25 protein-coding genes and 2 pseudogenes are annotated in these 24,187 nt (G+C 40.5%); 8 read left to right on the top strand and 19 right to left on the bottom strand.

Annotation, left to right across the window (positions count from 1 at the left end; translation table 11 throughout):
* Nucleotides 1-569 precede the first annotated feature (569 nt).
* On the top strand, nt 570-779 hold the full coding sequence (locus tag ABIE66_RS07600) for a DNA-dependent RNA polymerase subunit epsilon (protein ID WP_289324278.1): 210 nt from the start codon (nt 570-572) through the stop codon (nt 777-779).
* A gap of 3 nt (nt 780-782) precedes the next feature.
* Nucleotides 783-2,453: a ribonuclease J1 gene (gene rnjA, locus ABIE66_RS07595; RefSeq protein ID WP_289324277.1), complete on the top strand. Its 1,671-nt coding sequence runs from the start codon at nt 783-785 to the stop codon at nt 2,451-2,453.
* Nucleotides 2,454-2,505: 52 nt separating this feature from the next.
* On the opposite strand, the gene ABIE66_RS07590 is transcribed toward rnjA, so the two are convergent.
* The 8 genes from ABIE66_RS07590 to ABIE66_RS07555 all read right to left on the bottom strand — a co-directional run bounded on the left by ABIE66_RS07590 (nt 2,506) and on the right by ABIE66_RS07555 (nt 9,043).
* Nucleotides 2,506-3,165: a potassium channel family protein gene (locus tag ABIE66_RS07590; RefSeq protein ID WP_063231996.1), complete on the bottom strand. Its 660-nt coding sequence runs from the start codon at nt 3,163-3,165 to the stop codon at nt 2,506-2,508.
* Nucleotides 3,166-3,227: 62 nt separating this feature from the next.
* Complete coding sequence (locus tag ABIE66_RS07585) at nt 3,228-4,352, bottom strand: N-acetyldiaminopimelate deacetylase (RefSeq protein ID WP_370016998.1); 1,125 nt, start codon at nt 4,350-4,352, stop codon at nt 3,228-3,230.
* A 74-nt stretch (nt 4,353-4,426) separates the two neighbouring features.
* Nucleotides 4,427-5,137 carry a 2,3,4,5-tetrahydropyridine-2,6-dicarboxylate N-acetyltransferase gene (dapD, locus tag ABIE66_RS07580; RefSeq protein ID WP_289317295.1) on the bottom strand — a complete coding sequence of 237 codons (711 nt, stop codon included), beginning with the start codon at nt 5,135-5,137 and terminating at the stop codon, nt 4,427-4,429.
* A gap of 125 nt (nt 5,138-5,262) precedes the next feature.
* Nucleotides 5,263-6,147, bottom strand: a complete 885-nt coding sequence (locus ABIE66_RS07575; protein WP_289324276.1) for a transcriptional regulator CcpC — start codon at nt 6,145-6,147, stop codon at nt 5,263-5,265.
* A gap of 183 nt (nt 6,148-6,330) precedes the next feature.
* Nucleotides 6,331-7,866: an MDR family MFS transporter gene (locus ABIE66_RS07570; RefSeq protein ID WP_370014337.1), complete on the bottom strand. Its 1,536-nt coding sequence runs from the start codon at nt 7,864-7,866 to the stop codon at nt 6,331-6,333.
* A 108-nt stretch (nt 7,867-7,974) separates the two neighbouring features.
* Nucleotides 7,975-8,412 carry a cyclic-di-AMP-binding protein CbpB gene (gene cbpB / locus ABIE66_RS07565; RefSeq protein ID WP_289317297.1) on the bottom strand — a complete coding sequence of 146 codons (438 nt, stop codon included), beginning with the start codon at nt 8,410-8,412 and terminating at the stop codon, nt 7,975-7,977.
* Nucleotides 8,413-8,534: 122 nt separating this feature from the next.
* Complete coding sequence (locus tag ABIE66_RS07560; protein ID WP_089362373.1) at nt 8,535-8,681, bottom strand: hypothetical protein; 147 nt, start codon at nt 8,679-8,681, stop codon at nt 8,535-8,537.
* 122 nt (nt 8,682-8,803) lie between these two features.
* Nucleotides 8,804-9,043 carry a YkuJ family protein gene (locus ABIE66_RS07555; protein ID WP_034314086.1) on the bottom strand — a complete coding sequence of 80 codons (240 nt, stop codon included), beginning with the start codon at nt 9,041-9,043 and terminating at the stop codon, nt 8,804-8,806.
* A 183-nt stretch (nt 9,044-9,226) separates the two neighbouring features.
* Here ABIE66_RS07555 and ABIE66_RS07550 point away from each other — a divergent pair, with 183 nt between their 5' ends.
* Both ABIE66_RS07550 and ABIE66_RS07545 read left to right on the top strand, forming a co-directional pair.
* A complete protein-coding gene (locus tag ABIE66_RS07550; protein WP_370014336.1) occupies nt 9,227-10,186 on the top strand; it encodes an MBL fold metallo-hydrolase in 960 nt (319 codons plus the stop codon).
* 93 nt (nt 10,187-10,279) lie between these two features.
* A complete protein-coding gene (locus tag ABIE66_RS07545) occupies nt 10,280-10,513 on the top strand; it encodes a glutaredoxin family protein (protein ID WP_061462251.1) in 234 nt (77 codons plus the stop codon).
* A gap of 94 nt (nt 10,514-10,607) precedes the next feature.
* On the opposite strand, the gene ABIE66_RS07540 is transcribed toward ABIE66_RS07545, so the two are convergent.
* The 4 genes from ABIE66_RS07540 to ABIE66_RS07525 form a co-directional block, all read right to left on the bottom strand.
* The gene (locus ABIE66_RS07540) at nt 10,608-11,087 is read right to left on the bottom strand and encodes a DUF3993 domain-containing protein (protein WP_370014335.1); all 480 of its coding nucleotides are present in this window, start codon (nt 11,085-11,087) and stop codon (nt 10,608-10,610) included.
* A gap of 181 nt (nt 11,088-11,268) precedes the next feature.
* A complete protein-coding gene (locus tag ABIE66_RS07535) occupies nt 11,269-11,496 on the bottom strand; it encodes a hypothetical protein (protein WP_289324272.1) in 228 nt (75 codons plus the stop codon).
* Between the two features lie 75 nt (nt 11,497-11,571).
* Entirely contained in the window at nt 11,572-12,777 is a 1,206-nt protein-coding gene (locus ABIE66_RS07530; protein WP_370014334.1) for an EAL domain-containing protein, read from the bottom strand.
* A gap of 211 nt (nt 12,778-12,988) precedes the next feature.
* Entirely contained in the window at nt 12,989-14,845 is a 1,857-nt protein-coding gene (locus ABIE66_RS07525; protein ID WP_289324270.1) for an SLC13 family permease, read from the bottom strand.
* Nucleotides 14,846-15,008: 163 nt separating this feature from the next.
* Here ABIE66_RS07525 and ABIE66_RS07520 point away from each other — a divergent pair, with 163 nt between their 5' ends.
* Nucleotides 15,009-15,872 carry a metallophosphoesterase gene (locus ABIE66_RS07520; RefSeq protein WP_370014333.1) on the top strand — a complete coding sequence of 288 codons (864 nt, stop codon included), beginning with the start codon at nt 15,009-15,011 and terminating at the stop codon, nt 15,870-15,872.
* Nucleotides 15,873-16,025: 153 nt separating this feature from the next.
* Here ABIE66_RS07520 and crcB read toward each other — a convergent pair whose 3' ends face one another.
* Together crcB and ABIE66_RS07510 are read right to left on the bottom strand one after the other, a co-directional pair.
* Nucleotides 16,026-16,397, bottom strand: a complete 372-nt coding sequence (gene crcB, locus ABIE66_RS07515) for a fluoride efflux transporter CrcB (RefSeq protein ID WP_289317304.1) — start codon at nt 16,395-16,397, stop codon at nt 16,026-16,028.
* On the bottom strand, nt 16,394-16,774 hold the full coding sequence (locus ABIE66_RS07510) for a fluoride efflux transporter FluC (RefSeq protein ID WP_289324267.1): 381 nt from the start codon (nt 16,772-16,774) through the stop codon (nt 16,394-16,396). Before ABIE66_RS07510 ends, crcB begins: the two co-directional genes overlap by 4 nt.
* A gap of 117 nt (nt 16,775-16,891) precedes the next feature.
* On the opposite strand from ABIE66_RS07510, the gene ABIE66_RS07505 reads away from it, so the two are divergent.
* Nucleotides 16,892-17,251 (top strand): hypothetical protein, encoded by a 360-nt coding sequence (locus ABIE66_RS07505; protein ID WP_370014332.1) that lies wholly within the window; start codon nt 16,892-16,894, stop codon nt 17,249-17,251.
* Between the two features lie 287 nt (nt 17,252-17,538).
* On the top strand, nt 17,539-18,045 hold the full coding sequence (locus tag ABIE66_RS07500) for a YkyB family protein (protein ID WP_289324265.1): 507 nt from the start codon (nt 17,539-17,541) through the stop codon (nt 18,043-18,045).
* A 62-nt stretch (nt 18,046-18,107) separates the two neighbouring features.
* On the opposite strand, the pseudogene ABIE66_RS07495 reads toward ABIE66_RS07500, so the two are convergent.
* Nucleotides 18,108-18,987: pseudogene (locus tag ABIE66_RS07495) on the bottom strand (chemotaxis protein).
* Nucleotides 18,988-19,616: 629 nt separating this feature from the next.
* On the bottom strand, nt 19,617-20,591 hold the full coding sequence (gene corA, locus ABIE66_RS07490) for a magnesium/cobalt transporter CorA (protein ID WP_370014330.1): 975 nt from the start codon (nt 20,589-20,591) through the stop codon (nt 19,617-19,619).
* Nucleotides 20,592-20,749: 158 nt separating this feature from the next.
* Here corA and ABIE66_RS07485 point away from each other — a divergent pair, with 158 nt between their 5' ends.
* On the top strand, nt 20,750-21,892 hold the full coding sequence (locus ABIE66_RS07485) for an aminotransferase A (protein ID WP_370014329.1): 1,143 nt from the start codon (nt 20,750-20,752) through the stop codon (nt 21,890-21,892).
* A gap of 100 nt (nt 21,893-21,992) precedes the next feature.
* Here the strand turns inward: ABIE66_RS07485 and ABIE66_RS07480 are convergent, their stop codons facing one another.
* The 3 genes and pseudogenes from ABIE66_RS07480 to ABIE66_RS07470 all read right to left on the bottom strand — a co-directional run bounded on the left by ABIE66_RS07480 (nt 21,993) and on the right by ABIE66_RS07470 (nt 24,115).
* Nucleotides 21,993-22,358, bottom strand: a complete 366-nt coding sequence (locus tag ABIE66_RS07480; RefSeq protein WP_061462238.1) for a hypothetical protein — start codon at nt 22,356-22,358, stop codon at nt 21,993-21,995.
* A 65-nt stretch (nt 22,359-22,423) separates the two neighbouring features.
* Nucleotides 22,424-23,311 (bottom strand): annotated as a pseudogene (locus ABIE66_RS07475) (NAD(P)-dependent oxidoreductase); the annotation flags it as partial.
* 18 nt (nt 23,312-23,329) lie between these two features.
* Nucleotides 23,330-24,115, bottom strand: coding sequence for an SDR family oxidoreductase (locus ABIE66_RS07470; protein WP_289324261.1), 786 nt, complete (start codon nt 24,113-24,115; stop codon nt 23,330-23,332).
* Nucleotides 24,116-24,187 lie beyond the last annotated feature (72 nt).

The following is a 24,187-nucleotide window of genomic DNA, read 5'->3' as shown; positions in this document are numbered from 1 at the left end:
CGCATGATCTGCCACTCATATCCTGCCTTGGCCGTCATCCAAATGCGAATTTTTTTCGGACAGCCCTTCAAAAACTTGCGGAGGGCTTCTTCCTTGTTGTAAAGTTCTTGTTAAGCATTCTTTCTATCTTGGCTTGAATGGCCAGGTGAATACATATTCAATCAAAATATGAGTCGTTGTCTGTTCATGAAACGCTGTACCCGGTGGTACTATATTAATTAAGAAAGAAATCGTTTGCGAACAAAGACCCCATTTAAATTAGATAAAGTGAGTAACCGTTTTTTGCATAAAAACAAGCCGGCAGAAACTTTTCTTTATCGATTTAAGTTTCACACATAGTAAAAACGGATAGGATATAAGATAGAGGAAGCTACAATTGGATTGATACCCGAATCGGCCATCTATTTTTTTATATACTTTTTAGACATTGGTATATTTAATTCATCAAAACCCCTTCCGTTTTTATGGCGGAGCTGGGTTTATTTTTACATGATGTTGAAAAACATGAAAAAATTGTTGTTTTTATATATAATGAAAAAAGCAATGCAAACAAGTGAGGAGAGATTAAAATGGTTTTTAAGGTATACTATCAAGTAACCATAGCAGAGGTTCCCATCAGGGAGAATACTAAAACAGTGTTTATCGAAGGTGAATCCGTTCGTGACGTCCGTTTAAAATTAAAAAAAGAACCTTATAACGTAGAAATCGTACTACCCGTAACTGGAGCATATTTAGAATATGAAAAACAAAATGAAGATTACAAAGTATTGGAGCTATAATTTATGAAATTTGTAAAAAACGATCAAACAGCTGTATTCGCCCTGGGCGGTTTAGGCGAAATCGGTAAGAACACATATGCTGTTCAGTTTCAAGATGAGATCATCGTCATTGATGCTGGAATTAAATTTCCTGAAGATGAACTTCTCGGTATTGACTATGTGATTCCAGATTACAGCTATTTAGAGAAAAATGTAGATAAAATTAAAGGTGTTTTCATTACGCACGGCCATGAAGACCATATTGGCGGGATTCCATATTTACTTAGAAAAGTGAATGTACCAGTATACGGCGGTAAGCTAGCTCTTGGGTTACTTCGTAATAAATTGGAAGAACACGGCCTTTTACGTCAGACAACCATGATTGAAATCAGTGAAGATGAAGTGATCAAGTTCCGGAAGACTTCCGTCTCTTTCTTCCGCACAACTCACAGTATCCCTGATTCTTATGGAATCGTCGTAAAAACCCCACCTGGACAAATTGTCCATACTGGTGATTTCAAATTCGACTTCACACCTGTGGGTGAGCCTGCAAACTTGACAAAGATGGCTGAAATCGGTAAAGAAGGCGTATTGTGCTTACTCTCAGATAGCACAAATAGTGAAGTGCAAAACTTTACTATGTCCGAAAGCCGTGTCGGCGATACCATTCAAGACATTTTCCGTAAGGTTGACGGCCGGATCATTTTTGCAACGTTTGCATCGAACATCCATCGCCTTCAGCAAGTTGTGGAAGCAGCAGTGGCTAATGGCCGTAAAATAGCTGTTTTTGGACGTAGCATGGATTCAGCCATAGCAATTGGCCAAGATCTTGGATATATCGTAGCGCCTAAAGATACATTTATTGATGTACAGCAATTGAATCGTATGCCTGCAAATAAAGTAACCATCCTTTGTACAGGCAGCCAAGGTGAACCAATGGCAGCCCTGTCGCGGATAGCGAATGGCACTCACCGTCAAATTCAAATAATTCCTGGTGATACTGTGGTATTTTCTTCTTCACCTATTCCCGGTAACACAATCAGTGTTTCCAGAACGATTAATCAATTATATCGTGCTGGAGCAGAAGTCATTTCAGGTCCTTTGAATGACATTCATACATCAGGACATGGTGGACAGCAGGAACAAAAACTAATGCTTCGTTTGATAAAGCCAAAATTCTTCATGCCAATCCATGGTGAATACCGGATGCAAAAACTCCATGCCCGCCATGCAGTCGATTGCGGTGTTCCGGAAGAAAATTGCTTTATCATGGACAATGGTGAAGTACTTTCCTTAAGTGAAAACACGGCACAAATCGCTGGTAAAATCCCTTCAGGTTCGGTTTATATCGATGGAAGCGGCATCGGGGATATCGGTAATATCGTGCTGCGTGATCGTCGGATTCTTTCCGAGGAAGGCCTTGTGGTTGTCGTTGTCAGCATAAATATGAAGGAATTCAAAATTTCATCCGGACCTGACATCATCTCACGCGGATTTGTTTATATGAGAGAATCAGGAGACCTGATCAGCGATGCTCAATCCTTGATCACCAAGCATTTAAATAAGGTGATGGATCGCAAAACTACACAATGGTCTGAAATTAAAAATGAAATTACAGATACTTTATCTCCATTCCTATATGAAAAAACTAAACGCCGTCCTATGATCCTACCGATCATCATGGAGGTCCAATAATCATAAAAAAGCCCAGCCATTGATGGCTGGGCTTTTTTATGATACGCCTTGCTTATTCCACAATTTTTTTTTCAAAGCGATTGATGTCTGAATCGGCCCCGATGACAATCAATATATCACCTTTATGAATTAAATCGCTTGCCTGTGGGGAGACATTTATTTCGTTCCCTCTTTTAATCGCAACGATGTTCAACCCATAGTGAGCGCGAATATCAAGGTCAAATATTGAGTTTCCATTCATCTTTTGGCTTGCAACAATTTCGACGATGGAATGTTCATCAGAAAGCTCCAAATAATCGAGAATATTATTGGAGACGATATTATGGGCAATCCTTCTCCCCATATCCCGTTCGGGGTGCACCACAAAGTCTGCCCCGATTTTCCGAAGAACCTTCTCATGATAATCATTTTGCGCTTTTACCGTAACATTTCCGACACCCAATTCCTTAAGCATGAGAGTCGTCAATATACTGGCTTGAATATTCTCTCCAATCGCTACAATGACGTGATCAAAATTACGAATGCCTATGTTTCTCAGCACATTTTCATCCGTCGTATCCCCTACCACGGCATGTGAAGCTATTCTGGCAAATTCATTCACTCGATCTTCGTCTGCATCGATAGCCAGAACCCCTAATCCTTCTTCAGCTAATGTCTTGACTATACTGCCTCCAAAACGGCCAAGTCCAATTACCGCAAATTCTTTTTTCACAATAAGCCCTCCAACATCATTCGTTCTCTCTTTAGAGCATGTTCAGTTCTGAAAAGCATTTTTTAAGATTCATTTCCTTTAAATGTTATATATTCAGTTAAATGGTTAATCGCGAGTTCAATCGCGCTTTCATCAGGACTTAACTTAGCATGGTGCAATCCGTATTCCGATGAAACCCCTAGCCAAAACATGAAGCCAGGTATCTCTTTTAGCATATATCCAAAATCTTCACCCGTCATCGCTTCAGTACAGCGATGTAAATGAACAGCGTTGGACATCTCTGTAAATTCCATGAATTCCCGGGTCAACCGTTCTTCATTATACACCTGGTGATACATCGCACCATAGTCTATTTCTGCTAAGCACTCATAACCAACTTGTATCCCATCCACAAGCGCTTTTATTCTTGACTTGACCTTTACCATCGATTCGGGGTTAAGGGTGCGTATTGTGCCTTCTAAACGCGCTGTCTCCGCAATAATATTTTGAACGGTGCCTCCAGTAATCTTCCCAACTGTAATGACAGCTGAATCAAGCGGATTAACATTCCTGGAAACGATGGTTTGTAGCTGCCCTACAAGTGAGCAGGCTGCGATGACCATGTCTTTTGTTTCATGCGGATAGGCTGCATGCCCCCCTTTCCCTCTCAAATCGATGAATAATTCAGATGTATTGGCAAATAGAAGCCCTGCTTTAACAGCAATCGTTCCAACTGGATACTCTGGAGCAATATGTAAAGCAAGGATCATATCCGGCTTCCATTTTTTCATGGTTTCCGATTTAAGCATCGGTTCAGCTCCGCCAGGACCCTCTTCTGCAGGCTGGAAAATGAATAGTATGTCATCATCGATCGGATTTTCGGTGAAATATGTCAATAAACCCAAACCGATGCTCATATGAAAATCATGGCCGCAGGCATGCATATATTCCTCGTGATTGGATGCGAAAGGCAGTCCAGTTTCCTCTTTTATCGGCAGACCATCTATATCAGCCCGGTAGCCAATCATTTTCCGCGGGTTCCTTCCCTTCACTTTCACGAATATCCCTGTTCGCCAGGTTTCTATTTCCATTCGCTCCTGGGCCAGATTCGTTATGTAATTCAATAGGTATTGCTGCGTCTTGAATTCTTTAAATCCTATCTCCGGTATTTGATGCAAATCACGCCGGATCTCGGCAAAAGGATTTATTTTCACATTATTCCCTCCCTATACAGAAAGCGTGGATATAATTATCCACGCTTCAGGCAATATTCACTAAGAAATTATAGTTGACGAAGTTCTTGCATGATTTCTGTTTTTGATTTGGTTTTTTCATCAATTTGTTTAATGACCTTCGCCGGTATACCAGCAGCCACGGAGTAAGGCGGAACGTCTTTCGTTACAACTGCACCAGCTGCCACGACTGATCCTTGACCGATTTTCACACCTTCAAGAACGACCGCATTAGCTCCGATTAAAACATCGTCTTCCAAAATGACCGGTTGGGCCGAAGGTGGCTCGATGACACCTGCCAAAACTGCACCTGCACCTACGTGACAGTTTTTACCCACTGTAGCACGTCCGCCAAGTATTGCGTTCATGTCAATCATTGTACCTTCACCAATGACCGAGCCAATATTGATTGATGCCCCCATCATGATCACTGCGTTGTCACCGATCGATACTTGGTCACGGATTATTGCACCAGGCTCGATACGGGCTTTGATGCCTTTTAGGTCCAATAAAGGAATGGCAGAGTTACGACGATCATTTTCAACAACATAATCCTCGATTTTTGTTCCCGCTGCCTTGATTGCTTCTTCGACTTCAGACCACTCACCGAATACAACCCCTGTATTACCTGTAATGAAAGTTTTCGAAGCTGGACCAAAATCCATGCCTTCTAAATCGCCTTTGACATAGACCTTTACTGGTGTAGATTTTTTACTATTTGAAATAAAAGAAATAATTTCGTTCGCATCCATTTTATTCATTCCGGGAAAAACCTCCTAAATATGTATCATTACTCGTTTTAAATTTACCAGACAACTGCCTGCAAGACAAGTTGAATGTCACTCTAATATATTATTCTGCCCCATTGACATTTTCATCAGCGGATCTATAACATTCCTTGGTCGCGAATATGTTCTTTCACCACTTCCGTGAATGCTTGGACTTGCTTTAACTGGAAGGCAGATTCATAGCCGCAAAGCCATGTATCTCGTTCGATTGAGTGGTTATGTCCATCTAGAAGAGGGATTTTAAAAACATTCGTATCTTTATCATGTAATGTGATGGCTGGAAGGATCGCATATCCGATACCATTGAACACCATTTGTTTGCATGTTTCGATTTGATCCACGACTATGGTGTTTCTTGGTGTCGTTTTAAATTGCCTATGCCACCAGTCCTGAATTTCCTGATAATAATTCGAATCGCTTTTAAACTGAATGAATGGGCGGTCCGTTTCGAACACTTGATTCAGTTCCTTCATTTCAGTATCCACCAAATAAAGCATATCAGTAAATAAATGCTGCTTTACCCCTTTCCAATCCGGGGCCCCCCTTATGATGCCAATATGTACTTGTCCTTCATACAAAGACTTTAAAATCTCACTGCTCCAGCCAGTGATTAATGAAATTTTGGCATACGGATATTTTTGGACGAACTTTTTCAATACTTGCGGCAGCCAATTTTGACCGACAATCGAGGCACAGGCTATTTTCAAAGTTCCATACACTTCATGATCCATGGCTTGGATACTTTCCCTGACCTTTTCCTCTTTTTCTATAACCTCATTGGCCAAACGAATTACCGCTTCTCCTGCAGGCGTCAGCGACAGCCCTTTTTGTGAACGCAGAAACAGTTTCGAACCCCAATCCTTTTCTATTGATTGTAAACGCTGTGATAAAGCCGGTTGGGAAACGAACAACCGTTCAGCAGCTTTTCTCATATTCATTTCCTGAGCAAGTACGGATAATAAATGAAATTCCGAAAATGACATACACACCAACCTCTTGATAATTAATTCCTAGCATGATGATTTAATTTATTTTAAATTTAATTATCAACAAAGTCCGCTTATAATACAAGGGAAAAGAAACGGAGTGAATATCCTTTGACAATCATATTTCCGGCAATTGATACTCCGAGTCGCATTTCCTTTACATTCAATGGCAAGCTCCTTTTATGAGTCTGCCTTACCCTCTCCTGCCTCCTTATTCTTTCTTAGTCTCGTAAGTAATATGAAACTGATAACGGAGAAGAATAGAACAATTAGATAAATCGTCTGTAAAGATAATGTAAGTCCTTCCTGCAAAACCTTTACCACACTTTTAGGAAGCGACATACGTTCCTCATTGTTCAACAGCTTATTTGCCGTATCTATCGTCACCCCCGAGCCTGCTGGTGCATGCTCGTTTAAATAGGCTTTAAGTCTCGTATTCATGATTCCTCCAAGTAATGCAGCACCTACCGTATTTCCTAAATTCCGCATGAACATATTGGAAGCTGTTGCAATACCCCTGCGTTCCCAGCTGACGGTCTTTTGAATGACGACAATGAATGAAGTAGAAGTCAATCCCATCCCTACGCCGACAAAGAAGGATCCCATGGCAGCAATAAGGGGTCCTGCTTCAGGCTTCATCCATACGAGGATCAAACTCCCAAGGATCAATGAGCACCCTCCAAGGAGGGAGGTAGATTTGAATCCTATTTTCATCAATAACCTGCCTGAAACCATTGATGCGATCGGCCAGCCGATTGACATGGCCGTCAATGTAAAACCAGCTACCGTAGGCGAGCGTTCCATCACACCCTGTACGAATGTTGGGAGGAAACTTGATAATCCAATCATCATAACCCCTGTAGTCAAAGATACAAGATTCGCAATCAGGATGGAGCGCTCCTGCCAGAGTTCAAATGGCATCATTGGTTCGGCAGCTTTCTTTTCCTGACGAATGAATAAGCTGAAGGCGATGATGGCCACTAATGCCAAGGAAATGACCGGAGCTGAAGCCCATGACCATTTTACTCCTCCTTCTACGAGTATCACCATAAGAGTGGATATGGATAACGTCAATAGCGTTGCACCGATGTAATCGATATCACGTTTTTTCTTTTCGATATTTTCATGAAGGAAAAACCAAATTCCAATAAAGGCTAGTAAGCCCAGAGGGATATTAACCCAGAATACAAGCTTCCAAGTCAGGGATTCAACGAGCAAGCCGCCTAAAGCTGGTCCCATGACCGCCGAAATGCCCCAAACGCTTGATAGGTACCCTTGAACGCGTGCCCTTTCCTCATTTTTATAGATATCACCAACAATCGTTGAAGCTACAGGAGCTACAGCCCCCGCCCCAAAACCTTGTACAAAGCGATAAATGATGAGTTCCGTCATGGAATTGGCAAAGCCGCAAAGAAGGGAGCCAATTAAGAAAACAACGATGCCAAATAATAGGACAGGTTTTCTACCGAGAATATCCGATAGCTTTCCATATATCAGGACTGTCACGGCGTTCATTAACAAATAACCTGAAAACACCCAGCTGTAAAGTGAAAAACCACCTAAATCACTTACAATGGCCGGCATGGCCGTCGAAACGATCGTTCCTTCAATAGCATTCATAAACATAGCCAACATGATGGCAGCTAAAATGAAGGGGCGTTTCAATTTTTTATTCTGCACTTTTGTACTATCCAACGCTTGGCCCAATTTCCGCATCCTTTCCAAATAAACAATAACTTTTATAGATTTTACCACCAGCTGGATCAAATATGTAAAAAAAAGAAAACCCGCCAATTGGCGAGTCTTAAAGTCAGCCTTACATATTTATTCAGGTGCATTTTGTTTAAATACTTTTTTCAAGATTGCTCTTCTCGTTAAAATACCTTCAAATACATGATCATCATTCTCTACACAGACAAACGGATGATCAATCAACAATTCCACACCCTTAGTCAATGTATCTTCAATATGCAGGCGAGGTATTTCTATATTCATTATTTCAGAAACTTTTTTATTCTCAAGGTTATCAAATTCAATTCGTTCCAGTCCCAAGATTGAATCAAGAATGACTGGTGTGCTAATTAAGCCATGCAATTTATACATCGGATCTAACACAGGAATGGCCGTATAACCGCTCTTTGTTAATACCAATAGTGCATGTTCTAAATTATTGGTTACCTGCACGTGGGCCACGCGTTCAGAAGAAATCATTAAGTCTTTAACGCTGGATTCCAATAAATCCCCATCATGAGTACCGATCATGTTAAAACCCCTTACCATATGTTTTTATATACAGCTCTTTCTATAGTTTAACATATGTAAGCAGAAAAGGCTCATTCCCAGACCAATAAAATCCCAAACTGTGGGATTTTCGCAAGAGATCCTTAGCCCTTACTAGTTTTGATGTTAACCTGTTTAAAACCGCATTCCGGGCATTGATAAATCACATTTTGGTTGGATTGTGCCGTCAATACATTTTCCATTTCCCTTTCCTCACCGCATACTGGGCATATTACCATTGGATTTTTCATTTACATCCCTCCAATTAATAAGATGTCGTAAAAATCACTACTTCATTCAAAAAGTGAAAATTGAACGGCCTCATTTACAATAAAAAAGCCGCTTCCAAAGGAAGGCGGCTTTTTGTGATTTTTTAAGATTGAAGAAGATCAAAGATTTCAATGGTAATCATATCAATATTATCGAATTGATATTTTGATGATTTCCCTTTATCACTGTATACTTCAAGCTCGAACATTTCTGTTTTGCTGAAATATGTAACTTGGCACTTTTTCACACCATCTATTTCAAAAAAACGTTGAGCAGATTCAGATTCCTTCGCTTGCTCTTGAAGACTTTTCAATCTGGTAAGGATGCCCTGTAATTGAGACATACTCCCTCTCCTTTCTGAATAAAACCTTTTCGATAGGTTTCACTATACCATACTTTTCTATCCAGTAGCCACGCTGAAATAAATTCAGAATAATTTAAAACTTCATTCTTTACATGGAACTATTAACAGAATAAAATAAGGAATGGATTTTGTACATGAAAAAATTTCTGGGGGTAGATTCTGTTGGGAAATATTAGTGAACTTGGTTATCGCATTTCATTGATTGATTGTTTTGATTTGGATAGAAGAAATCGTACAGGAACATATGTAATTGCCGATAAAGAAATCACTTTAGTCGAAACTTCCGCCAGCCCTTCCATCCCCCACTTAATGAAAGGGCTCGAAGATTTGGGAATCGCCCTCGTGGATATTACATATATCATTCTTACCCATATTCATTTGGACCATGCAGGTGGAGCCGGACTTTTTTTAGAGCATTGTCCGAATGCCAAAGTGATCGTCCATCCAAAAGGTGCACGGCATCTAGAAGACCCAACACGTTTGATCGCTGGGGCTAAAGCGGTCTATGGTGAAGATTTCGACGAGCTTTTCGATCCGATTTTACCTATACCATTTGATAGAATGCTTACTAAACATGATGGGGATTCCCTAAAAACAAGTGATAATTCCTCATTGACCTTTTATGACACCCCAGGACACGCAAACCATCATTTAAGCATTTTCGATTCCGTTTCAAAAGGCATGTTTTCAGGTGACACCGTAGGCATCTATTATCGTGAACTCGATGAAGAAGGTTTCGAATTTTACTTACCGTCCACATCACCAAACCAATTTAACCCAGATGCGATGCTTGCTGCAGCGGAATTGTACGAGAGCATCGGCGTCGAGCGTATATATTTTGGCCATTACGGGGTATCGGAAAATCCTAAGGAAGTATATAAACAACTTCATTACTGGCTGCCCAAATTTGTGGAGACTGCCAAATCGGCATATAGGGAATTTGCTAGCTTTGAGGAACAAGTGGCAGCAACCAGTAAAAATATTTACACGGAAGTCGCGATTCATTTAGGCGAAAAAGGAATCACCACCGATCATCCTGTTTTTGAAATCATTGCCATGGACCTAAATGTTTGCTCCATGGGTTTGATAGACTATCTAGTAAAGCAGGAAAAGGATAGGTAGGAGGGTCCTTTAAGGTCTTTTCCTATTCAAATGTCTTGGCATTCTCTATAATGAAAAAGTAAACCCTACCTAAAGCATACATGGAGGAATGAAATGAAAGACGTTACGCTTTATACCCAACCTGATTGCCCTCCCTGCAAAATCATGAAAATGTTCTTTGATGATAATAATGTCGTATACAAAGAAAAAGATATTAAAGCAGATGGACATGCACGTAAAGAACTAACGAATAAATACGGCGCCTATTCCACACCAACGGTCGTAATCGATGGGAAAGCCATCATTGGTTTTGAACTGGACGAAATAAAGAAAGAACTGAATATATAACAAAAAGTCTAGAGAAGCTTTTCCTCCTCTAGACTTTTTATTTTAGTCTCCATACTTTTCAATTTTGAAATACTTTCTTTTAAAGTACCTTATTTCATTTTTTCACTTCATACTTTACGTCCATTACCTTCCAAACGTCAACTTCCTTTTTCAATGTAACTGATTCAAGATGCTTACCCATAGATACAGGTCCGTCCCCTGTGTCTTTGAATTCCTCTTGAACATAAATGAACTCGCCGTTTTTCCCATATACTATTTCCGTATTCTTATCGTAACTGAAAAATGGGATATAATAGGGAGCGAAGTCTGAACCAAATGCGGTATAACCGCCATCGACTTTCACTACATTCGATTTAACAAACTTCTCGATGAACTCACCTGTGAAATGTGTATCCAACTTCCCTTCAATCTCTTCCTTCGTACGAACTTCCTCACTGATCGAACCTTGATTCTCCGCTGCAGCTCGTACTAAAGATAGTACTTCCTCTCTATGTAAGCCCTCCGCTGAAGCTGTGAACCCTCCTCCTAAAAATAAAAGGACACTGGCAAGACATGCAACTAAATATTTACTCATTCCAATCATCTCCTAGTAAAAGAATTTCTCCTAATGGTTCGGATTTCTGCCTATGTCTTTCATTACCCGTCAAGAACAAAGCCAAACTACAAAATCATTTTATCCTCGAGATCTTGATGCTATTGCCTATTCTTCACAATAAAAAAGAAGATTTCATGATATTGAAATCTCCTTCTTACGATCATTGAAAAGCATAGTACAAAATAAAACCGGCAACCAAAATCGTTCCAACAAAAAGTGAAACGAATATCGGGTTCTTTAAATAAGGATGTTCTTTAACTGAATCATCGATAGTCGAATCATATCTGGCTTTCACTTTCTGTGCCCTTGCTACAGAATAAGTATAAAAGAGCAGATATAACGCCATTACAGTAACGATCATGATTAGAATCCAGATGTACGTGCTCAAAATATGTCTCCTCCAAGCGCATCATTTCTGCTTATCGTTACACATTTTAAGCGATTGTATACATGATTCGTTTTACTATAATAGGGCTTCATTTTCATATAAATAACTATACGAAAGATCAAAGAAAATGTATTCCTTATTATTAAGGGGATATGAAAAGGTCCGGATGGTTTCTCCCGTTTCGATATCACTGTATAAATCGGATAAAATCCCTTTTTTCTCATTACGCATCTTTACTATATTTTCGAGAAAATAAGGTCTCCAGCTCCAATTTTTATTCAAATAACTCGGTTGGACTACCCATTGCTTGTCCTTATGGAGGATATTGGGTGATTTTTGATACCCCTCTTCATCACAAATATAAAGCCGAAAACATATGGAATCCCATTTTTTCGCCAAAATACCGAGAAACTCTTCATGGGTGCCAACTCGCTTTTCCTGTTTTAAGAAATTTTGCATATTTTCGTTGAATTGCAAAGTCTTTTGATAAACGGCTTCAAGCTTCTTGGTCTCGAGTGAAATGAAGGACTGACATTCTTGATGGAACTTTTCACGAAGTAAATCTTTATTAATGAACTCGCCGTGCGGTTTCGCCAAAAAGTATCCTTGATAATATCGTCCCCCGTTCTTCCATGCAAAACGAAGTTGGTATTCGGACTCAATGTTCTCAAAAAGTAAATTGGCGCCGATTTTTCGTGCTAGCATGGTTAGAGAAAACAGGATGACCTGATAGGCATCTCCACCTGAAATGCGAAGCTGGTCCAGGTTCACTTTTAAAATATTCGGAGAAATCTGTGCGATTCGGTCTAATTGGGTATCTTGCCCTAAATGATCTAAAGCTATCTTAATCCCATATGTTTTAAAGTAAGCAAGCACATGCTGCAAAGGATCGAAGTTTTCCGGACTGATCGTGTCTGATAATTCCAGCACGATCCGGTGCATTTCCTCTGGTTGGAAATGACGATGTAAAATCTCCATGAATTCTTCGCCATGATCCAGCATAAGCAAATTAGGATCTCTGTTGATAAAGATAAGAAAATCTTCACCATAGTCTTTTATTCTCTCTAAGGCAATTTCAAGTACGTAATTATCCACTTCCACCCTGTACTCTTCCGGAACTGCAGAATCGTGAAAAAAAGGGCCAAGGCTTTTATATTCCGCTTGTTCCTCATAGCGCCCTAGAATTTCATACCCGATTACCTGATGTTGATCTGCACTGAAAATCGGTTGAAAGAATGGTGTCACCTTGTCTAAATTCTTTAATATCTTTTCTGTATCCATGATGCATCTTCCCCCTAATTACGAAAACACCAATATGCCAAAATTATACCATTAGTTTCTAGCATTGATAATAAATAATTTTAATTCCTACTATATAACTCTTTTTTCAGCCAATTAAAATTCGCTGATCTTTCGGATCCTTTTGAATGAAACTGAATGATTCTCCATTGAAAAGGCATTGTCCATATATGGAACAATGCCTAATGCCTTATCAAAAAGGGAAGAACCATGGAATCGTGATCACCATGATAACGCCAATGAAAATCTGTATGGATATCCCGATCATGATAAAATCCTTATACTTGTAATCACCTGCTGTCATGACAAGCGCGTTGGTAGTGGCCACCCTTGGAGTGGATAGCGCTAAACTGCCAGCAACGGCAAGGCATAAAAACACAGGAAGAGGATCTATCCCTTGATTCACTGCAGATGTAAGGGCAATGGGCGTCATGATTACCGTCGCAGCTCCATAGGGGATGAATTGGCTTAGGATAAGTGTCAGTAGGTAAAAGACAGCTAATATGCCGTGTGCCCCGATATTACTGAATAAAACGGCAAGCCAATCACTTATCATCCTCACTCCACCGGTATTATCCAATGCAGCCGTTATTCCGAACATAGCGGCAATCAATAGTACAGGTTCCCAGTTAATCTTTTGGTAAGCATCCTCCATAGAACGGACACATCCGGTGATCACCATCAACAATGCTGCGGTCACTACCGATAGTACAGCTGGGATGGACTCCATTGATAAAAGAATGACCATAAATGCAGTGATTCCCAAGGCAATCCATGCCTTGCCCTTGGAGTTGACCGGAGAGCCATCTTCCGAGGTACTTCCAATAACGATGACATCCTGTAAATCAGTGGAAATCCGCTCAATGTTCTCCCATTCTCCATGAATCAGGATTGCATCTCCCGGTTTCAGTCGTTCCGTCCCGACATCCGCTTGAATATATTCACCGTTCCGATTGATTGCCAGCACATTACATTGGTATTTCTCACGAAAATGCACATCTATCAAGGTTTGGTTTTCATAATCCGAATTGGGCACGATCAATATTTCCGTCAATCCAAACCTACTGCTAAGAAAATGTTTTTTTATTTGTTCGGTATTGAAATGTTTAAACTCCAGTTCATAGTTAAGAGCCAATCTCTCAACTGCTTCTTCTTCTCCAAACACCAAAATGATATCTTCAGGATGAAGAACCTCATCCGCTCTGGCTGAAATCGTCAGCTGCCTTTGCAACAGCGGCAATTGCTTATCCTTTGGCTTCCGTTGGATTTCAATCAAAGTCAATTCATACTGGATAGGAAGCTGAAGGTCCGACAGCCTTTCTCCAACAATATCGGAAGTAGCGGGTATATGCAGATAATGCAACCGGTCATATACTTTGTACATGCCCGCAAGCTCCCCTGCGGACAGTCCCTTTACACTATTGTTCGCGGCAATCGTTTTCTCAGGTAGCAAGAGGCGTCCAAGTGTCAACATGAAGAATAACCCTGCCGCAAAAGCGATCAAGCCCACAGGTGTAAAGTCAAAAAATGATAATGTTCCTATTCCGTTTTGCCTTAATACATCAGCAACAATCATATTGGAAGGGGTACCGGTAAGCGTTAATAGCCCGCCAATACTGCTTGCATAGGCAAGGGGCAATAAATACCTTGTCGGACTTGTTTTTTGTTGTAAAGCCATGCTCATAACGAGAGGTAGCAGTATGGAAACAATTCCTGTTCCACTTAAAAATGCACTTAATATTCCAGCTGTCAGCATCACGATAAGCAGCGATTTCCATTCACTGCCCCCACATAAACCCAACAACTTATTTCCTGCCTTTTCCACTATTCCTGAATTTAACAGGCCGGCACCGACGATAAATAGCCCAGCCAGCATGATTACCACTTGATTCGCAAACCCGGCCACCAGTTCATCCAATGTAAGTATCCCCAGTAAACCCAGGATGGCTAGTGCACTAAGTGCAATTAAATCGGCGCGAAATTTCCCTTGTATAAAAAGCGCAATAGCGCATAGAAGTATAATCAGTGTAATAAACATTGGTTCGGTCATCATGTTACCTCCGTATAGATGTTCAATTTCAAACCGGATACGGTTTCATTAAACCCCAGTTTACATGTTTTTCATATGCGTACAGAAGATATTTTCTTCATTTTATGTATATTGTTTGTTAGTATTAGGAAGTAACATTTTTATATTAGATAGGTTGATTAATTTGAATAAACCCATATCCAGAAGAACATTTTTAAAGAAAAGCCTTGGTACATTGGCTACCGTAACCGGTTTAGGTATTGGCGGAAGCTATTATGCTCATAATCTGGAGCCGAAATGGTTAGAAACCAAGCATATTGTAATCAGCCATCCCCTTATTCCAAAAGGTTTTCATGGCATGAAAATGATCCAATTCAGTGATACGCATTTAGGCTTTCAATTTCAGCTTAAAGATTTACAAGCAATTGTCAATAAGATAAACCAACTGGACCCGGATGTCATTTTATTTACCGGAGATTTAATGGACCATCCTAATAAATACAAGGCTCAGCAGAAAATCCCTTCTGTATTGAATCAGCTCAAAGCACCACTTGGAAAATTCAGCATCTACGGTAACCATGATCATGGGGGATATGGCTCAGAAATTTACAGCGATATCATGAAGAAATCACATTTTACCATGTTGCAAAATACCTCAACTAAGATTACCTTATTAACGGCTGAAGAAATATGCATTGCCGGTGTTGATGATGCCATGCTTGGAAAACCTGATTTTGAAAAAGCCCTTGCAGGCATCCCAGAAGAAGTGTTCACCATTATGCTTTCGCATGCCCCTGACCTTGCCGATACATCAAGGAATTACGACATCCAGTATCAAATAAGCGGTCACAGTCATGGAGGTCAAGTACAAATTCCCTTTGCAGGAGCCCTTGTAACTCCCCCCTACGCTGAAAAGTACCGAGAAGGCACGTATGAAATTGACTCGTTAACATTACATGTTAATAGAGGGCTTGGCACTACCCGGCTCCCATATCGTTTTCTTTCTCGTCCTGAGTTGACGGTTTACGAATTCCAGGCAAAAAAATGATAGTGTATAACACAGGGGAATTCCGCCAGACTCATTAACAAAACCTGTTCGACCAAAACAGCTTCTTGCCTAAATCATCCGTAATGGATTCCTATGAATTATAGCATTAGAATTATATTTGAGAAAACCAGGTTTTTTTACCAGTAACGATCGTCATAAAGGCTTTGCCATACTTAAGTAGCCGCAAAGGAAAGTGCCGATACAACCTAAAACCGACACCGTCATATAGATCAGGCTATCTATATAACGGTGTTTTCTTATAAGTTCGAGTGTTTCCATACTGAATGTAGAAAAGGTCGTAAAGGCTCCCAGGAAACCTATTATCAGGAAAACCTGCAAAGATAAAGCCCAGCTTTCTTTCTGTGGAAATACCATTCCTAAACCGAAAGAACCTATAAGGTTAATCAATAAAATACTAAAGGGTATCGAGACTGCTGGCAATAGCCTATTAAAAATAATCTGCAAGACATATCTAGAGGCCGCTCCCAAAAAACCTCCTATAAAAACTGATAGGACTTCAATCAAAGGGGCTCACCTCTCCGTCTATTAAAAAGGCCCAGTCCGAGGAAACCGGCAACCAAACCAAAGAAAAGCGTGGCCCCAAGATACAGTCCTGCAAAAGGCAGAGAAGTCTGCAGTAGATCCACCACTTCCTGGGAAAATGTGGACATCGTGGTGAAACCGCCGCAAAACCCGCTGCCCAGCGCTAAAAACAAAAATGATTTCTTTTTCGAGGCGAAATAGCCATTAATCATTCCAAGTAAAAAGCTGCCTACTATATTTATTAAGAGGGTTCCAAACGGAAAGAAGGAATGGCCAGTAGTCAAGATCACGCAATAACGTAATATCGCTCCCGTCGCTCCTCCAAAACCGACGGCAAAAATGCTTTTAAACCGTTCCATTACAGTCACCTCAAATTTTTCTCACAAGTAGATTCATTATAACAGATTAGGATGAAACAGGCTCTTTTCTAATAAAAATCCATACTATGTAAAGAATTAGAGAAAAGGAGGCTAATTATGCAAACACAGCATTATCCTTACTACCACTATCCTCAAACCATAATGCTACAGAACGAATACAGAAATGCATATGGGAATGAATATGGACCTGAATATTGGAATGACGAGCGCTTCTTTCCTTTCTTTCCTCTATTGGCGCCTGTAGCTTTTGTTGCAGGATTGGCAATTGGACCGTTGCTATTCAATAACCGTCCACCTATCTATCCTCCATATCCTCTTCCATACCCGCCAGCTTACCCTCCTTATCCCGCTTATCCTGCTTACCCTGCGTATCAAGGTTTTCAGGGCTACCCACAACAATTCGGAGCACAGGCACAGGCTGGGGTATCTGAAAATATCAATATATACACTCAATAAGGATTGGACAGAAGGCGTCATTAAACGCCTTCTTTTTCTTATCCCAAAAGGCGCTCGATTGAATTTTACTTCCTTATATATTTTGAAGTGGTATAATATGAAAATGAATAGTTGGTAAAGTGTTGGGAAATGATTGTCATACCCTAGAGATGTACATGCATTATTATTTTACTATTTTCAGCCTAATTGGCACACACGTCTCTATTTCAACCAATATAAAAACAGGTTTTTATTGAAGGAGTTCTGTAACATCCCTTCTAACCTTATTTAGAAAAGGAGTTTCCATAATGAACCAAACGAAAGGACATTCTGAAAGGGATGAGTTTTCGATTAACTCCCTTGCCCAAGCCGTGTTTATTGTTAATAAGCATGCAAAGACTGCGTTGGAGCCAAAGAATTTATATAATTTAAAGCGGCTCGCATTAAACAAGCTTATGCAAGAAGGAAAAGCGAAGAAGATTGGACTTCATTTCTCCGATAACCCTCGCTTTGCAGCACAACAATCCGACGTGATCGTTGAATGCGGATCATATGTTTTTCATTTACCTCCCACTAAGGAAGATTTGAAAAAACTACCCCACCTCGGCAGCCGGGCAGCATCCATACGGAACCCTAAAGCGTCGTTGTCATTATCCAAGGCCAAACAAATCCTGCAATCTTACGTTGGACAAGCAGGTGAAAAACAACCGAACCCTACCAATACCGAGAAAAGGTCTTACGGGCGTGGGTCGGTCAAGCAACCTTTTCACAATCCATTCCCATCTTCCTTTTTAGGAAAAGGTTCCAAGTATTAAGTATTTATTTCGGATAAATCAAACGGGCCGTGAGGTAATGCCTCATCGGCCCGTTTTCACATTTATAATGCAAATCTGTCTATCAAATTTATAAGCTCCGCAATTTCAGGTTTGCTGATTTGTGCGTCAGCACCTACGACTTGACCTTTATGACGCAAGCTGTCCGTAATCAAAGAAGAGAAAATAATCACCGGCAATACTGCGAGTTCACCGCTTTCCTTTATTCTTCTAGTCAAATGATGACCATCCATTTGGGGCATCTCAATATCGGTAATCACCAATTGCACTTCTTCTTCGACCACTTTTCCTGATGCAATCAAATTCTCCAGATAATTGATTGCAACAAGTCCATTCTCATAAAACTCCAAGTACTTGAATCCAGCCTCTGACAGTGTATCGTACAGCAGCTTTCTCAGTAATGGAGAATCTTCTGCAATCAGGATTTTCTTATCTGAGTTTTGCCTGTTACCGAGCTTTTTAACCTGCTGGATGTTTATCCCTTTTTTCAAAATCGAGTAACAGTAACATTTCGCTATTTAATTTTATTACTCCGATAATCTGACTTTCAAGGCCTTGGTACATATCCGACGGCTTTTCGATTTGAGACCAGGAAATACGATGGATCTGTGTTACCGTATGGACATGGAAGACCACTTTTTGCTGATTGAATTCAGCCACAATGAATTTATCCTGCTCAGGAGTTTCTGATGGCGGAAACCCTAAAGCATCCGCTACATTCACAACTGGCAGGACTTCACCGCGAAGCTCAATGATCCCCTCCACATTTGGATGGGAATGAGGTACAAGCGTGATGGGGACAGGATTAATGATTTCCTTCACCTTAATTACGTTAATGCCGAATTTATTCCTTCCGATGCCGAATTCCACTATTTCAAGCTCATTTGTTCCACTTTCAAGTAATATCCCTTTATTTGCTTCCAATTTTCATCTCGCCCTTCTCTTACATTTACATTTTATAATTCCATCATTCATTTAACCGGGCAGGCAAGTCCTGCTCTTGGATACATAGACCTAACATGGTTTTATAAATGAACTCATACCTAATAATTCGGTTAATTATGTCTTTTGTTTAGAGCAAAGATAAAAAAGAATCAAGAAGTGATTATCATCTATTCAAGCAAAACAAAAAAGGGACCCATACTGGTCCCTTTGATCATTTTTCACTACTGCCGTTCCGGCAATCATATCATGAAGGCCTGTTCTCCGGTCCAACCCCCGCGATTATATAACTGACATAAAAGCTGATAGGATCGTCGCAAAATAATGCCCTGTAGCCCTTCAAAACCCTATTCGTTCTCCATTTAAATCGGTCACTTTACTAGTCAGGAGTATTTTACCGAACCTTCCTTGCCATTACGAGGAATTCATCTCCCATTAATGATATTCACGCTAAAGCGTAACCAAGACCCAGCATACTCTTCTCTTTCCTATGGATTACCAATAGCCAGTACTCCCATATCAACAAATCCCATATTCATAAATTTGGTATTTTGCAAAATATACTCAAATGAATACCGGTATCATTAAAGCAGCAAGTCAGTTAGTTGTTTTCAGCTCTTTCGTGACCTTTTCCTTGGAGTGAGCCAACCTTTTTTAACAAAGAATAAAAACATCATCAAAGCAATTCCGCCCATCATTCCAAGGACGAGGAAATAGCCATAGTGCCAATTCAATTCCGGCATGTATTCAAAATTCATCCCATATACGCCTACTATGAAGGTCAGCGGCATGAAAATTGTAGTGATTACAGTCAATGTCATCATCGTTGAATTCATATTATTAGAGTTCACCGACAAATAACTATCCCGGATATCAGAGGAGAAATCTCGGTAAGATTCCAGCATTTCAGTTAATTTAAGAAGATGATCGTACACATCAGTAAAATACAGGTGCTGATCTTTTAAGTAATTCAGACGCTCTGATGAAATCATCCTGTATAATAAATCACGCATCGGTAAAATGGTCCGACGGAGCCTGGACATATCCGTTCGTAAATCGAATAGCTGATCCATCAATTCGTTTATCGTTTCATTTTCAGTATTGTCCTCAATGCTCCCCAATTCGCTTTCCATTTTATACACAGGAGGGAAAAATTCATCGACGATCCTGTCAATTATCCTGTGCATCAAGAAAAAGGGACCTTGCTTCAACATTTTATTTCCAGGAATTTCTTCCCACACCTTTTCAAGTTCAAGCATTTCTTCCTTATGAAAAGTGACAATCCATTTTTCACCAACAAACATATCCAATTCAACTGCTCTAAATACCTTCTGCCTGAGAGCATGAATCACAAGAAATTGGTAGTCCTCATAAAAATCCATTTTGGGACGTTGGTTAAAATCATCCAGGCAGTCTTCAATTGCCAGCGGATGAAAGTGAAAATGATTGGATAAAAGTTCGATCTCCTTGTTTGTGGGGTTGGAAAAATCCACCCAATACCACTCGATATCCGTATTATCCATTTCTGATAGCGGCAAACCAAAACTGACTTCTTGGTTAGAAGTAATTGCGCAAGTCCTTATCATATGTATCAACCCTCAAATTTTTCTTATCATTCATTATACCTTTAATTCATTAATCTCAAAAAGTATTTCTCCCCCATCCAAACTAAATGATAAAATAGAATGAATCCGTCAAACATAGTACATAATCTCATGAAGTATGAAAAGGGAGGATATTCATAGTGGAACATTTAATAAACCCTCTAGTAAAAGAAGTTCAAATATCAGGGATCCGTAAATTCTACAATATGGTCGCTGATATCGAAGGCACCATTTCCTTAACGATAGGACAGCCTGACTTTCCAACTCCAATGCATATTAAAGAAGCGGCAAAACAAGCCATCGATAATGATTATACCGTTTATACTCACAATGCCGGCTATCAGGAATTAAGGGAAGCTGCTTCTGAATATGTAAAGGATAAATACAAGCTTAGTTATGATCCATCGAATGAAGTTATAGTGACCTCGGGTGCAAGTGAAGGCATTGACATTACCTTTCGAACGATCCTCATCCCAGGGAACGAAGTAATATTACCAGGGCCGGTCTATCCAGGATACGAACCCATCATCAAAATGTGCGGTGCAAACCCGATTTATGCCGATACAACAAAAAATGGATTTCGTTTGACTGCAGATATAATTGAAAAGTACATAACTGATCAAACTCGTTGCATCGTCCTGCCATATCCATCTAATCCGACTGGGGTTACGTTGTCTTCCAAAGAATTATTGGACATTGCCGAACTGGTAAGGGGCAAGGACATCTTTATATTGGCGGATGAAATATACAGTGAACTTGTATTCGATCAGGAACATGTATCGATTGCCACGTTCTTAAAAGAACAAACCATCGTCCTGAACGGTTTGTCCAAGTCCCATTCCATGACCGGGTGGAGAATTGGCCTTCTGTTTGCGCCTGCAGCCGTGTCTCAGCATATCCTGAAGGTCCATCAATACAATGTGACTTGTGCCTCCTCCATATCGCAGAGAGCTGCCTTGGCTGCCTTGACCGCAGGTAAGGATGATGCCATTCCCATGAAGACAGAGTATGCACGGAGACGTGAATACGTATACAGTCGTTTACAAGCGATGAAACTGGAAATAATCAAACCAAATGGTGCTTTTTATTTCTTTATCAAGCTTCCGAAAGGCTACACCACCTCCCTCGACTTTTGCCTCAAGCTTGTTAAACAGGAAAAAGTGGCAGTAGTCCCTGGAGATGCTTTCTCTCCACTTGGCGAAGGGTACTTTAGGATATCCTATGCCTATTCAATGGAAACACTTGAAAAGGCTTTGGACCGTATAGAAGCATTTTTAGCTTGATTGAACCGGACAAAAAAGTGGCCTTCAATAAAACGATTGAAGGCCACTTTCCTATTCTCGAAGATTTCAGCTACTGATTGTATTACACCATGTCGGACAACTAATACAATCTCCGTAAAAAACGAATTTCCCGATATCCCTCTTCCTTATTCGTCGTGGTAAGGCTCACTTCAACGATGGACCCAAGTAAATCAGCCATCACTTCTTCAAATTCCTTTGCGGAGCGCGGCTTTGAAAGACCTAAACTTTTCAATTCGCGCATCAGGATCTGGAAGCCGGCATTCGTTTCGATATGACTGAATTTCACCGGCAAGATTAGCGGACTTTCATTCATTAATTTCAGATCCCAACGAATGGGCTTTGTTTGATGAATGGTTTTCTCGCGTTTATACCCTTCAATCCTGACAATATATCGACCATCTTCTAATTCCTGGAATTTCATATTGATATCATCGAATTCGCCCATAACGATCACTCCTTTTTGTAAAGGCTGTCGCTATCAGCTTATTCATGAAAAAGATATGCTAGCACTTAATTATAGTGTTTATATAATGCCTGGGTACCGCTATTTTCCTCACCAGCTTCTGCCAGCCCCTCATATAGGGATTTGCTCAGGCTTAACCCCGGAGCCTCCATTCCCATCCTTTCAGCTTCATCAAGTGCAATTTTCATATCCTTAATAAAATGCTTGATATAAAAACCTGGTTCAAAATCCCCTTTGACCATTCGCGGCACAAGATTGGACAGTGACCAGCTTCCGGCAGAACCCGATGATATGCTTCTCAGAACCTGGTCCGGATCCAACCCCGCCTTTTTGGCATAAGAAATCGCTTCAGTTACTCCGATCATGTTAGATGCAATGGCAATTTGATTGCACATTTTCGTATGCTGTCCTGACCCAGCAGGGCCTTGGTGGACAACATTACTGCCCAGGGTATCAAAAATGTGCCGGACCGCTTCAAACGCCTCACTATCGCCGCCAACCATTATCGTAAGCTTCGCATCACGAGCACCGATATCCCCTCCAGAAACCGGTGCATCCAATGATTCCATTCCTCTTTTCTTGGCTTCCTCTGCTATTCTCACGGCCAAGGATGGTGTGGAGGTAGTCATATCGATTAAATGGGCTCCTTTTTTCCCATTCTTGATAAGACCATTTTCCCCAAGATAAATTTCTTCCACATCGCTAGGATATCCTACCATTGAAATGATCACATTAGCTTTCTGTGCGATTTCCTTAGGTTCAGATGCCCACTTTGCACCCAGTGAGAGAAGTTCACTTGCCTTTGCTTCCGTCCTTGTATAAACGAATACCTCAAATCCTGCTTTAAGTAAATTGGCCGCCATACTTTTTCCCATAACTCCCAAACCTATGAATCCGATCACATCGTTCGATTGCGTCACTGCAAATTCCTCCCAATCATTTTGTTTAAAACGTTAAATGGACTTTATCATTCCTCCGTCAACTAAATAGGACTGGCCAGTTAAATATGTATTAGCACCTGAAACAAGGAAAGTAACGAACTTGGCAAATTCCTCGGGTTCCCCATAACGGCCAAGTGGGATTTTATTGATGGATTGTTCAGTGACCTTCTCAGGTGAGACGCCTTGTTTTTCTGCATTCATTTTATCAAGGTGCTGAACGCGGTCCGTTGCGATCCTTCCAGGACCAACTGTATTGACCAAAATCCGGTCTGGAGCTAACTCGGAAGCTAACGTCTTTGACAACCCCACGATTGCAGTCCGGAATGTATTCGATAATATCAATCCAGGAATCGGTTCCTTAATGGATGAAGATGCAATATTTACGATTTTTCCGCCCTGTTTTTTTAGATGCGGCAAGCTCTCACGAATCGTCCTTATGAAGCTTAGTAAATTAAGTTCGAAAGATTGTTGCCATTCTTCATCATTGAAATCTGTAAATGATCCCCCTGGGGGCCCACCGGCGTTATTAATAAGAATGTCGATACCGCCCAACTCTTCAACAGTTTTCCCAACCAAGCTTTTAATATCTTCAGCCTTTGTTATATCCGTTACCATATAAGCCACTTTACCAGCCCCAAGCTGTGATAATTCCCTTTGCACGGCGGCAAGCTTTTCACCATCACGGCTGGCTAGCATGACATTTGCTCCTTCTTTTACCAATTCTGCTGCCATCGCCTTTCCCAAACCTTGGCTTGAAGCTAAAATCAAAGCATTTTTCTTTTCCAAATGTAATTCCATAAAATATCAAATCCTCCATTTCGTAAAATAAAATAATAATTCCATTATATCGTCATAATAGAAATGTGAAAA

Source organism: Peribacillus sp. B2I2 (assembly GCF_041261685.1).
GTDB lineage: Bacteria > Bacillota > Bacilli > Bacillales > DSM-1321 > Peribacillus.
The sequence above is the reverse complement of the archived record's forward strand: the minus strand, read 5'-3'. Positions and strand labels throughout refer to the sequence as shown.